We start from the raw sequence: 13,293 nt of genomic DNA on the forward strand, positions 1-13,293 counted from the left end.
GTCATATTCAATCAGGCGTGGTCTCGACCAACACATCGGGAAGCTGACTCGCCCGGGAACTCATTCGATGACATGTAGCCGCCGGGCCGGCTTCTTGAGGACATGGGTGGGGCTCGGGTAGAGGGTCAATCCGGTTTGGTCGTCAACTGTCACGTTGAGATCCGGGTAGAAGTTCCGGACCGCGTCCAGGTGCTTTTTGAAGTCGCGCCGGAACTGGTGGCGCCCCTGCTTCGTGTCGGCGAGGCTGGTGCCGAACTGGAGCATCAGCAACGGCCACGAGATCCGCACTGGGTCTTCGAGTTTGAAGACGCGGTAGGTCAGCCAGATGTAGATGTCCATCGCCATGGGCGAGGACTGCAACGCGTTGAGCACCTTCATGTCGACCGGCACGGGGTGAGCGATGACTTCCTTGAAGAATTCGGTCGACAGGTTGATCGTGCTGGCCATCAGTGCCGGTTGTAGTTCTCCGCGCCGCGCCGTCCGTCCCGTCTGGCCCGTCCACCACAGGTCCCAACTCGTCGCGACGCTCAGCTTGATGGCTTTGGACCGCTGCTTGGCGTTGCTGTCTTTGTAATCGATGATGATGCTGCACCGGAGCAGCCGCTCGGTCTGGTTCTGGAAACGTCCGATCGTCCCGGTTTTTCCCCCGGTCGCGCGGCCGAGCCCGACCGTCCGCATGAACTCGCTCTGGGAGTTACCGAGCACGATGACGGGCTCGCCGGTCAGAACGGCCTCCGTCGACAAATGGGCCAGAATCAGTCGGGGAATGCCGCCGTAGGGAAAGCCGTAGGACTGCGCGACGCCGTCCTCCATGACCATGCCCGGCTGCACCGAGATCCGGTACGCGCCGCTCTGGCGACCCCACACCGCCTTCTCCAGGCCGGGATCCTTGTAGGGCAGGCTGAACTGGGTGAAGAGGCGCCCCAGATAGCCGACTTCTTGAAGCTCCTGCTCGCGCAGGGCCTGGATCTCGGCAGCGCAGGCGGCGAGCTCTGCTTCATCTCTTTTCGGCCGCGGCATAACGGTCAGCATTGCACGGATAACGCCGATATGCCCGCCTGCGATCGGTGTGTCCGTGTCTATGCGCATTACAAGCCGACCCGATTCCTCTGATAATCGGATTTCGCATGACTGGAGTCACACTTTCCACGCGGGAGGTCGGCAAGAAATGCGCACATAGTCGGCGGACACCGGTACGATCTCGAGCGACCACGAGGTTTGGGGGCCGAATACGCATTAGAAGCCGACCTCGCCGCTCACGGCACGGGATCCCTCGCGTACGCCCGGCGGGTGCGGTGACCCGACCAGTCGGGAACCCGCAACCGAGTGGGGACCGGGGTCTGAAGAGTGCCCGGAGAGGGCTGAGGATGCGCCGGTGCATATCCAGGATGCAGGCGCGGGATCGCGACCGACCGATGGGCGCGACGGCGGCCCGGGTTGTGCACAGAATTCGCGCGCCTACTACTACTACTAGATATTTTTCCTACTAGAAGAACAACTACTTGTAGGGTCGAATTTATGCAGTCTGACCTGCAAAAATAGAGGCCAGTGGTCGGCTTTTAATGTGTGGATGGTCGGCAAGGAATGTGTGTAGAAGCGGAGAAACGCAAGATACGAGGTCGGCTTCTAATGTGTGGGCAGAATCCGTTATCCACAGGCTTCTACACAGAATCATGAACAAGGTCGGCGAGAAATGCGCATCACCTGAATTGAACATAGTGGACAAAACGCAGGTCGGCAAGAAATGCGTGGTTCGGCGCGTCGGGCGTCATGCCCCCGCCCTCCGCGGACTTCACGATCGCCGACGGACGTTCGAGTGCCCGTCGCGGGCCTTCGAAGCCGGGCCGATGCAGCCGCGGGGGAACTCGAGCGCCTGGACAGCGCCGCCACTCGCGGAAAACGCCGGGTCGGCAAGAAATGTGCACCCAGTCGGTGTGCGCGGCCAGATGGGCGGTCCATGGCATCCACGCCGCGCGTGCGGAAAAGGTGCGGGGTGCGGCCGATCAAGGTCTTCAGCTGGGATAGTCGGCTTTTAATGCGCGATAGGGGTGAGAGCTGGGCAGACACCGTCAGGCTGGTGCGGCACGCATAACAAGCCGACCGTAACCCGCGCACGGTGGTCGGCATCGAGGCAGTTCACGGGGTCAGGAAGGGAACAGTCGGCACTTAATGCGCACAGAACGGATGTGCCGCAGGCGATTCGAGGTCCGCATCGCGACGCGGCTGGTCGGCGGCTTATGCGCGACGATCCATCGCACCCGACTGAGAGAGCTGCGGAGCGCGATGCGGTACGGGCCACGCGAAGGCAACCAAAGAAACTCATTTGACCTGCACAAACGGTCGCCGCTTGAGCTCTCTGACCGGTAACACGTGAGGTGGACGCGGTCGGCGAGAAATGCGTGAATCGATGCTTCGTCCGTCGGCCCGCGACGTCCGACTCAGCAGGGAGAACCCATCGCTGACCAGGTCGGCGACGAATACGCTGTCCCGACGACGATCGGCATACCGCAGTCGGATCCGGCCGACGATTCCAAGCCTTCGCTCAGCGCTCCACGGCCTTCACGACCGCACATTTTCGCTGGTCGCGATCGTTCGGTCGGAGAATGTGCGCATTTCTTGCCGACCGGAGGCCAGGAGGCGTCGGCGTCGTGCCGGCCGCCGCGGAACCTCGGTCGGCAGGAAATGCGTGGCCATCCAGACCCGCCATTAGCTGAACCCCGACGGGACGTTCAGCATCGGCTGCTGCCTCCCCGCCTGGTGATCATTGCCCGCGCTGGTATCGGACGTGACCGACCGTGCCCAGTCAGTCGGTTGCGCCACAGGCGATTCCGGCCCCGGGAGTCCAAGTTTCGTTCCGGACAGGATTCGTACATCGGTCGGAAGCTGGAATTCGAACCCTCAACTCTAGGAGTCGCCGGATCCCGCGACATGGCGGGTCGCGCTTAGCGGCCAGGCGTCCAGTTGCTTCGACACGCAACGTGGCCGCGATCGCGCAGGGCGGTCCGACGGATGCCGGGGGCGGGACGAACGGGCATCCGTCGCGTCAACGACGGTTCCGAGGCATATAGATGCAGGTAGAGGGCCTACTCTGCGCCAGACTCGACGCTGACGGATTTTTGAGGCGACGGGCATGTCCATGCCCCAATGCGATGGTTCGATCCATATACGGGGCAATCAGAGGCCCTTTTCGCGTGAGGCACCGATCGTCTGGCGTGACAATCGGGCAAAACAGGCGAAATCAAGCCATTCTTGGCAATCGGTCAGCAACTGTCCGGTTCGAGGTCTTGGACCTCTCCCCCAACGGCTCAGCCCTCGACAGGTCGAGTCCTCCGGCCCCGCCGCGATACCCCGAGCAGCCGGGCGGGCGGCACTGAAACTCGCGCATCGTCGAGCACTTCATCACGTTGAGCTTGCGAGTATGGAGCCGACCGCCACCGCGTTCGGCCGAATGGGTCCACACGATTAGAAAGGCACTGACGCCTGCAGAGTGGCTGTCAGAGGCAGGTCGATGCCCGGCTCACACCGCAACCCGTCGCCTGGACCCGGTTCGGAGTGCAATCGCGCGCGGGCCGGAGAAGCCTGAGTGCGGTAGAGGACAATGCCGTCGTCGCCCACGGTCCGGTCTCGGATGATCGCGCCGCCGAATGGCCGCCTTCGGCAGCACCCGCCCGTTGTGTAGAAGCACGATCGGATAACCGGGCGGGTCAGACCGCGACATCGGGTACCTCGCCCGTGAGATTGGATCTGTCCCGCGCTGCGTCGGACTGACAGCCGGGGCCGGACGGGGAGCACGAAGTCCCGCGGACCCCCTGAGAGCAGGGACCTGGCAGCGGATAGGTCCGACACGGACCATTTCCAGGCGGGGAGCAATCGAGGCCCGTCGCATTGGGCCGTTCGCCGCCTTTGGCAGCCCGCATCACGTCCGAGTTGGCCGAGCGATGTCTGCGAACTCGAGCCATCCCCGGGGTAGTGGTCGACGACTACCCACGCCAGACAATCAGACCCCCGCCACGCCTCGGCAAGGTCAGCGCTGCGCCTCAGAACGGTATCGGTAGATCGTGAAAGTCATCCGAACGTCGCGGATCATTTCGGGTCTGATTCGTCCCGCGATGGTCGAAGCGCCACCATCAGCTCTCGGCAGCGTTTGTATACACGCTGCACTCGCCGGGACACCAGGATCGAAGTTTCGATGCTTGCTCTGTCCCGTTATCGGGCATGGCCGGACCGGCTTGTCGGCGCGGAAGGCGACGGATTTCGATCGGCTGGACTTCTCCCCTGCGCAGCGCGTTCACGAGTGGTGTAGCACCGAGAACGGCGACCGCTATCGAGGAGCTGCCTGCCGCATCGTGACGCGATGTTCGAGCGATCCAACCGCGCGGCTCGACGGCGCCGCCGTGGACGCACGAGCCATGATCAAACGCTAGACTCGCCTTACCTCAAGCTGATCTGAAGCCAGGGCAAGAACGAGACCGAGAGGAGCGGGACCCAGTGCTCGACATGTGTTGCGAATCAACACTCGGCTCCACCCGCTCTCATGGTTCGATTCCGATGCTCGGGAAGTCGAATTCAGCGCATTGGGCTCAGCTCAGGACGGGCTGCACGAGTGTCAATTGTCTGACAAATAGTGGCTCTGAGCTGCAGAATTACCGCCTTGTACGTGAATATGCATCTGCATTGGCCATCAAAGAGGCAAGTCGTAACGTCCTACGGAAGACTACTTCTACGACGCATCATGCGACGTACCGTGCGACGTTAGATGAGACGGTAACCTCTGTCGCTTTCGTGCCACCTCAAGGTGCTTGGTTTGGTGGCGCTGTTCGGCCCGATCGTTCTACACGTTCGACTGCCGTCAGTAACGCCCCTCAACGGACAGCCTCAACCGCACAGCATCAACCGGCTCGCAGTGTCCAGTCGATTGGCGATTTACCTGCCTACTGTTGGCCAAAGCTAAAGCCGCATGTCTCGCCCTTGGAGATGGCAGTACGTAAGGGCGCTTCTTCGGTAACTGAAAGCGCTATTGGCGAGGCCGTTTCAGTCGCCCGCAATCAGATCGTTTCGAATGCGAATACTGAGGCGCCCTCAATGAACGTCAGTCAGCTCATTCGTACTACATCTATTACTGTGAGTTCAGCGCTCGCTTCGCGTGCTGGCGCAAGGTTCGCTGCAATGATCCGAACCAGGAGCAGGCGTCTGGGTTGTTCAAAAGTTGTTTATCCGGCCAAGTATTACGTCGCTGGTTTGAGGCTACTGCTGACAGATCAGAAGACTTGTTGCATCGCCACCTCATCAGCTCTGCCTGCGATCCGTTTCTCGACGGAAAGCACGGCCAACTACCAGCCAAGGTCAGGGGGCGCAATTACAACTCGCGATGTGGGCAACTCTGCTGTCATGCAATCGATCAAAGTAAATGCGACTTCCCTGATACGTCTATCAACAGCATCAACGACCGCATACATAGCAGGCGCAACAGCCCTTCCAGGCGAAGTTCTTGAGGCAGCCGCTCAGGTATGGTTTCGGAGCGCTTACTACGCCAGTACGATCACCTGTCATGGCGCAGGCGATGCGGTAACAGTCTGCGGCGCAACACTTACCGGTCTGCGGGCGACTGAATTCCCGCTAATGATGACGATTACAGCTGTTCTCCAAAGGGTCTGTCAGACGCACGGTAATGAGACCAGATCGACCGCCGCATATAGGACTTGCCCGCGGTCGTGTCGACGGACAATCGACATGAACTGTCCGGAGGTGCAAGTTATTACAGGTCCGAGGAGCATGGCTGCTCTCGGACAACCGGCATGGTCGCAGGCCCAACAAAGCCCCATGTGAGCTGCGAATCTCGGGACAGTGCATCGGAGCGATTGCCATGCAACGGCTTTGACAGTCGTAACCGTGGTCGACTTCGTCTCCTGCTCGACCGCGACACACCCCTCGGCGATGGTTGTTCAGGTCCTCTTGGCTCCGGTACTGTCCCGTGCGTGACGAGTACGCGTTTGCTGTCGGATCTCCGCGCCGTGAGACGAACCATCTTGGTGGCCAACCAAAAAGGGGGAGTGGGGAAGTCCTCGATCGTCGCGGCCATCGCGGTCGCGGTCGCCCGGCGGGGGAAGCGGGTCCTCGTCGTCGACGCCGATCAGCAGGGCAACTGCACCATCCGGGATTTGGGTGTCAAGAACTCCGATGAAGGCCGCTCGCTGGCCATGACACTGCAGTACGGGTCGGCGCTCGAACCGGTCCGCGATGTCCGTCCCGGATTGGATGTCGTCTGTGGCGGAAAGCTTCTCGCCATGGCAGGGACGGTCGTGGCCGGTGCTGAGCAGCACGGCATCGATCCTCGCGAGAATCTGCTGATCGCCCTGGAGTCATTGGTCGACACCGTCGGCTACGACCTGGTGCTCATCGACTCAGGCCCCGGCGACCGCGGCGTCCTTGATCTGCTGCTCCAGGTGGTGAGCTGGCTGATCGTTCCGACCAAGGAGGACGACGGCAGCATCGACGGCGCGGAACTGCTTGCCCGCCGGTATCTCTGGGCCCGCAAGAACGGCGCGCATGTCGAACTGATGGGCATGGTCCTGTTCGACTGCAACCCGCGCGCTGTGCGTCGCAATGAGGACACGCTGGGCAAGATCATGGATCTGTTGGAGGGCACCGGGATCGAGCCCTTCCGTAGCTTCATTCGCCAGGACAAGGCCACCTCGCTCGATGCCCGCGCCTTCCACCTGACCGCGGAGGAGCTCATCGACTTCTCCCCGTCGAAGAACGGGGAGAACACGGACCCGGACGACACCCCGGCCAAGAAGTGGTCACGTGACACCGAACCGCTGGCCACCGACTACCAAAAGCTGACAAGGGAAGTGCTCGTCCGGCTGGCTGCCGGCGAGCGTGCGAAGGAGGTTGTGTAAATGGCTCGGAAAGGGGCATTCAAGAACGACGATCTGGACGACATCGACGATCTGCTGCCGGTGTCGCCGCCTCCGGTACCCACTGCCGCGCTGCCGAAGCCGCCTGCTGCCTCGGCGATCGTGCCGGTTCACGACCTCCCCATCAATGGCAATGCAGCGGTGGATGTCGCACCCGCGGCACCCAAATCGCCGCGAAAGTCCGCCGCCAAGGGCACCACGACGGAAACAGCGGCCAAGCGCACACGCACCACGCCCGCCCGAGCCCGGGCGGCACAGACGATCGCCGAAGCCCACGTGGGCGCACGGGTCGCGGAAGCGCTTCGGCAGCTCACCCATGGCGAGAAGCAGCGGCGTGGTCGGGGCCGCAGCTATGGCGAAGTGGTGCTGGACGCGATCGAGCAGTTCGAAACCGAACTGCGGCAGCACTTTCGGGACCAAGCCGACGCCAAACCCGCAGGTCGCCTGTTCAGCCGAGTGGATCAGGCCCGTCCCCGTCGGCGGCGCCATACCGAGCCCCCGGTGAAGATTCCGTTGGCCGGAATCATCGCTCCTGACATCGAATTGCTCGACAACCTGGTGGTCGAGTGGCAGGCGGGCAGCCGCAGCGCGCTCGTGGACGAGGCGCTCAAGCTCTATCTCGCCGAGGACATCGCCCGACTCGGCGGAGCTGATGGCTCGGCCGATGAGGCGGACGAAAGCTGATCAGGCGGTCCGCCGGGTCCACGGAACGGCACCGGCGGACCGACCCGATCGTCGTCCCGTTCGGTTGGTCCGAGCGGCAGTCTCATTCACGCACGTGCCAGGGACCTGAACCCGTTCGACATGGGGATATGGGGGAGTCCTGGTCGCAACACAACGCCCGCGTCGGTCGTGTCGACGTTCGCCTGCGGATACACCACCAGCACCTGCTTGAGCCCGTCGGTGAAATCACGCCGGAACTGATGGCGGCGCCGACGGTCGGAAGTGGCGGCGGCCGAACCGAACTGGGCCATCAGCGATTCCCACGGCACCGTCGTCTCGCGCTTCACCGAGAACATGCGGTAGGTCAGCCAGGCATAGATGTCCAGGCGCAGCGCCGAACCGCCCAGGGCCTTGATCGCGTTCATGTCCAACGGAACCGGGTGCGCGGTGACCTCACGGAAGAATTCGTCGCTGAGACGGACGGTCGAGGTGAACAGAGAGGGTTGCCCGTCCTCGGGTTCGTTGCCACACCAAATGTTGTACGCGCTGGCCACATACAACTTCGCACCGATACGGCGGTTGGCATCGCCCTTGTACTCGATGGTCAACGTGGCGTTGAACAGTCGATGCGACTGATTGCGCATCCGGGTGAGCGACCCGTTCTTGCCCCCGGTCGCGGACAGGCCCATCGCGCCCATGAAGTCGGTCAGGCTGTCGCCGAGCACGATCTCGGGCGAACCGGTACGCACGGCCTCGGTCGAGAGGAAGGTCAGGATGAGGCGTGGCATCGTCCCGTAGGGATAGCCGACCGATACAGGCTTGTTGTGGATGTCGGTGGTCATACCGGGCTGGACAGTCAGTGACAGATCACCGTTGCGTCGACCCCACGCCGGCACATCACCTGGATCTCGATAGGGCAGCGAGGTCTGGGTGAAGACGCGAGCCAGGTATCCCACCTCCTGCTCACCATCCCAAACCTCCGCCGCCGCGCGGACAATGTCCAACGGGCTGCGTTTGGGGCGAGGCACGCGCCCTAGCATTGCACGTTCACAGTAAAATGCCAGTTTCTCTGTGCCCGTGTCCGGGACGGTCCGCGCATAACACGCGGACAGCATTCGACCGGCCCTGCGCATAACACGCGGACAAGATCTGATCGGTGCTGGTCCAGATGCTTTCCGGGGCGCTGTAGACACGCATAACTTGCGGACATCCACCGGTCAAAGGGCGTTTCACGAGTGGCATACACCATCCCCAATCGATGTTTTCCGCGGCGCCCCGGCCCCGTAGTGCGGCAGATAACCGGAAAATCGCAGCTCAGCTCACGCATATCCTGCTGACATACGCGTCAGGGCTCACCGTTGCCACCCACAGGCGGAGCCGGCATCGATGCCCAGACCCGGTGGTGGGTGCCGTAGGGCCACAGGCAGATCCAACACATCACCGAACATACGACAACAGCTCTCGATTTCTCATCAGTGGGAATAGTGGGTCCTCTGGCCGTACAGGAGCCGCGTGACAGGCGCGCTGGCCGTTGAGGACCGTCGGCACGCATAACTCGCGGACACGCGAACGGCCTCAAGCCCGGACGATTCGCGGCCGACGGCGGGGGTCCATCGCACGCATAACTCGCGGACGGTGGGGCGTGGATTACGCATAACTTGCGGACGCTCAGGGCGTTGTCCACGCATATCTCGCGGACGGTGGATAGATCGCGTCCGCGAGATATGCGTGTCATGGCGAGTCGAAATTTGCTGCGTTGCGACACATCATCGCAGGTCAGAATGCAATTCCGTAGTTCGGATGCCGAGCAGGTGCCAGCCGGGAAACACCAGGACAGCACGCATAGCTCGCGGACAGTGAAGGAGAGAAGTTATCCACGCATACGCTGCGGACGTTGTGCACAGGTGATGGCCCGGCGGTCGAGTGAATCGAGCTTTGTTCACGCATACCTTGCGGACGCGGGTGTCGGTGTTCGCCCAGGACGCCGCGCATATCTTGCGGACGGACCACGCATATCTTGCGGACGCGGACCCTGTATTTGCGCAGGTGACACGCATGAAACGCGGTCCCCATGTAGTTCTTTTCCTAGAAGAGATTCCTGTAGTAGGCTGGCGACGGCTGTGAATAAGTGACCCCCTCTCCAGCCGCCCCCCAATGTGAACCATCTGATCGGCCAGTGCTGAGCTGCACTCCGGCCGACGTAGCCGTTCCGGTTCTGCGGTCGGCGCCTTCGCGCCTTGCAGTCGGCAACCAGCTGGGCAAGCGAGGCCAGATCTGCGGTGTGCAGATCTGCAGCCGGTGCCGTCAGCGTGGCTGCGACACAACGTTCGGCAAGCTCGCTGGCACGGGCCAGACCTCCGGCTTCTCTGACAAGGCCGGTCGCGTCTCCATCTCTGCGGCTGTCATCGGTATCTGTGACAGCCAGAGGTCTGCGAGTTGTCGCGTTGCAGCAGTATCGGATACGAACGCGCCCACGACCGGTACGGTCCGTTTACGCCTGAGCACATCTCGGCCTGCAGATTTACCTGTGGTCCGAGGATCGCCGCACAGCCCGATGATGTCATCCACGAACTGGAACACCAGCCCTGGCTCATTACCGAAAGACTCCGCGGCTACAACCACCCTCGGCAGGAGCTCCCGCGCACAAGGCGCCCAACGCGGCAGCGCAACCGATCGGCGCTCCGGTCTTTCCGAACACCATCGCGATCTACTCGTTCACGCCGGGCCTCGTGCAGGTTTCGAAGACGCAGTCCTCGTGCTGCCCGGCACACCCCGATGACGATTGTAGCGAGTCGCGCCGTCGCCTCCATCACAAGCGACGGCGACGACTCGGTCGATACCGTGCGAAATGTTAAGGTGCGCAACACATCACCGAGCAAAATCGCATTATCTACACCCGAGACAGCCCACACCGTCGGGCGCCCGTGCCGCCATTCTGGCGCTGGCCGGATCGCGTAGGCCTGTCGAGACCCGGTCAGCCGGGCAGTCAAACGTTGCAGGTTGAATCGTGTTGCGGCACAGCGCGCGGCCGGCGAACCGTCAATCCTGTTGGGCGAGGGCGGCCGAACGGGTCAGGGTTTGTTCGAACAGCTCGGCCGCCGCATGGGTGATCAGCAAGCGGGCGATCGCGAGATTTGTCTCGAAAGCACTGCGGTCCTTGGCTGACCGCGCGGACTGCTCATAGGCACGACCGGCCAGATGGTGAAACATCTCTGGCGAATATCGATCAGCGAGCTGGACACAATCAGCCCTGAGCCGTTCCACCATCGCGATCGCCTGGGCGACGGGCAGTCCGGCATCCACCAGGCGCAGGGCGAGATCACCGCAGCGTGGGTTGATCAGGCGATAAGACTGCAGAGGGTCGTCGCTCTCGGCGAGAGCTTTCCGCAGCGGTTCGGGCAGATCGGCCGAGAGATCGGCAGGATTGGGCGACATCTGCCCGCCGGTATCGGATTGATCCGAGACACCGAGCACCTCAGCCAAACCTTCGCCGCGATCCCAGGCATCGAGCAACTCTCGGATGCCGTTGAGCTTCATCCCGCGGCTCAGCAGCCGACTGATGGTCTGCAGCCGGTTGAAATGATCGGCGTCGTAGTAGCCGATGCGACCGCGTACGTCCGGCGAGGGGAGAAGGCCGCGTTCGTGGTACACGCGAACGCTACGCACGGTCGTGTCAGCCGCCCGAGCTAGTTCATCGATTGTGTACTCCACAGTGGCGATCGTCCTCGGAGAGTTGACGGCGTAAGAGCGGTTCGGAATCTAACGAGCCGCTATACAACGATGCAACACAGGTGAACCCAAGTCAATGTGCCGTTATATAACGGTGTAAACCCTTGCGGCCTTAGCCACGGGTCGGTTAACGTGCCGGGACCGGCACTATTCGTCGGCTTCCGGGGACCGTTGAGCGGCCCTGACGATCCTCCCGAACAGGGACCACCCCGAGTGCGTCCCAGGTATTCCCCGGAGACGGCCATGCGTATCACCTACGCGACTATCACGTCGCCCACAACCACCGCTGCGTACACACCGGTCGCGATCGGCGCGGCCAAGTCCCAGCGCCCACCCTGCGCCGATGGCCCCGATCACTGGGATCTCGACATCGGAACACCCGAAACCTGGCGAGCAGCCGTCCAGACCTGTCATGACTGTCCGCTTCTCGCCAGCTGCGAGCAATTGGTCCAAGCCCTGATCAACAGGGGTGACAATCCGCGCGCGATGATCTGGGCGGGAATCGCCTACGACAACGCCGGCAAGGTCGTCGAGGATCTGGATCGCCATCGCACGGTCCTGACCGATCATCGTCGGCCCATACGGATCATTCGCACCGGCGAGAATCCGAGGCATGCCGAGCCTGCGCCCGTGCCCCAGCGGATGCTGGTGCTGGGACGTCCCCTGCGGCCCACCGGTACCGGCGATCGATGACCTCATCTCGCACCGGAGCGGAAAGGGCTGTGCGGGTGGTCGGTTCATGACCCTGCTGGCACTTGAGATCGGGCCCGCTCGCTTCACCGCGGCCCAGGTCGCCGACGATGTCGAAACAGAGGACATCCTGCACGCGCCGATCCCGGATCGAGCAGCCTGGGAGTGTTGCGCCGACCTGCTGGCCAAGGCGGCGGCCGGGACCGAGGTCACGTCCCTCGGTATCGCGTGCACCGGGCCGATCGATATGGCGGCGGGCATCGTCGCACCGCCGACAGTCGCGGAGTGGAGGTCGGGCTTCACCCTCGTTGCCGCGGCGCGTGAGCTCTTTCCGGGCGCCGCCGTGCACCTCGCGGTCGATGGAGTGTGCCTGGCGCTGGGCGAGCGGCACTTCGGTGCGGCGCGCGAGGCGACCGAGGCGCTCTCGCTGTCGATTTCCGAGCATGTCATCGGCGGGATCACGGTCGGCGGCTTCGCGGTGGTCGGTCGCACCGGCAATGCGGGCAACATCGGTCACGTACTGGTGCCCGGCTTCGACGAACCATGCGCTTGCGGCGGTCACGGCTGTCTGGAGGCGGTGGCGGGCGGGCTGGCACTGTGCCGGTGGGCGCGGACGCAGGGATGGCGCGGAGAGTCCCTGACCGACTTGACCGCCGACGCTGGCGCCGGTGACCCCGTCGCAGTGGCGGCACTGGGCCGGGCGGGGACCGCGCTGGGCCGCGCCATCGCCTCGGTGAGCGCGCTGCTCGACGTCGATCTGGTGGTGCTGGGTGGCGGTGTCACCGCAGCGGGGCGATCGCTGTGGAACCCTCTGGGCACGGCTGTGGCCGAGCATGCGAGGCTCGGGTATCTGCCCGGGCTGCGGGTGGTTCCGTCGAAGCTCGGCGAGGTCGCGGTCCTGGCCGGCGCCGGATTTCTCGCCCTCGCCGGAGCCAACGAACCTCCCATCACGTCATGATCGGCGCCGAGGGACGGCGCGGGGGCGCCGAATTCCGGAATGGCAACGACAGAGCTAAACCACCGAGGTTGTTCCGTCGCGGAGAGCGGCCAAGCCCGCAAGCCTCCGAGACCCATTGAATGAGCCGCTAAATAACGGTACATTCAATGAGTTGGGAGGTGGACCTTGCATTCGGTGAAACAGCTGGCACGGGCAGGTGCGATGCGGAGCGGCTCGGTGATTCCGTGGATAACGGTCGAAACGTTGGTGTCCGACACGATCTCGGTGGCCTCGGTGGGGGCGGAGCCCCGGGAGTTCGCCGGATGGCAGCGCATGTTGCAACGGCAGCTGGCCAAG

Annotated in this window: 8 protein-coding genes; 4 read left to right on the forward strand and 4 right to left on the reverse strand. The window is 63.1% G+C overall.

All coding sequences use genetic code 11. The features are described 5' to 3' along the window. Positions 1 to 60: 60 nt before the first annotated feature. Positions 61 to 1,032, reverse strand: a complete 972-nt coding sequence (locus ACWELQ_RS19750) for a replication protein RepA (RefSeq protein ID WP_452398500.1) — start codon at positions 1,030 to 1,032, stop codon at positions 61 to 63. A gap of 4,943 nt (positions 1,033 to 5,975) precedes the next feature. Here ACWELQ_RS19750 and ACWELQ_RS19755 point away from each other — a divergent pair. Then, a complete protein-coding gene (locus ACWELQ_RS19755; RefSeq protein ID WP_452398501.1) occupies positions 5,976 to 6,899 on the forward strand; it encodes a ParA family protein in 924 nt (307 codons plus the stop codon). Beyond that, positions 6,900 to 7,601, forward strand: coding sequence for a ribbon-helix-helix domain-containing protein (locus ACWELQ_RS19760; protein ID WP_452398502.1), 702 nt, complete (start codon positions 6,900 to 6,902; stop codon positions 7,599 to 7,601). A gap of 86 nt (positions 7,602 to 7,687) precedes the next feature. Here the strand turns inward: ACWELQ_RS19760 and ACWELQ_RS19765 are convergent, their stop codons facing one another. The 3 genes from ACWELQ_RS19765 to ACWELQ_RS19775 form a co-directional block, all read right to left on the reverse strand. Next, entirely contained in the window at positions 7,688 to 8,695 is a 1,008-nt protein-coding gene (locus ACWELQ_RS19765; RefSeq protein ID WP_452398503.1) for a replication protein RepA, read from the reverse strand. Positions 8,696 to 9,884: 1,189 nt separating this feature from the next. Continuing rightward, complete coding sequence (locus tag ACWELQ_RS19770) at positions 9,885 to 10,202, reverse strand: polyprenyl synthetase family protein (RefSeq protein WP_452398504.1); 318 nt, start codon at positions 10,200 to 10,202, stop codon at positions 9,885 to 9,887. Positions 10,203 to 10,619: 417 nt separating this feature from the next. Beyond that, positions 10,620 to 11,291, reverse strand: coding sequence for a MerR family transcriptional regulator (locus tag ACWELQ_RS19775; protein WP_452398505.1), 672 nt, complete (start codon positions 11,289 to 11,291; stop codon positions 10,620 to 10,622). A gap of 261 nt (positions 11,292 to 11,552) precedes the next feature. On the opposite strand from ACWELQ_RS19775, the gene ACWELQ_RS19780 reads away from it, so the two are divergent. Then, a complete protein-coding gene (locus ACWELQ_RS19780) occupies positions 11,553 to 12,002 on the forward strand; it encodes a hypothetical protein (RefSeq protein ID WP_452398506.1) in 450 nt (149 codons plus the stop codon). Between the two features lie 46 nt (positions 12,003 to 12,048). Next, positions 12,049 to 12,957 (forward strand): ROK family protein, encoded by a 909-nt coding sequence (locus tag ACWELQ_RS19785; protein ID WP_452398507.1) that lies wholly within the window; start codon positions 12,049 to 12,051, stop codon positions 12,955 to 12,957. The last annotated feature ends 336 nt before the right edge of the window (positions 12,958 to 13,293 follow it).

The sequence above is a fragment of the Nocardia sp. NPDC004722 genome (assembly GCF_053601505.1).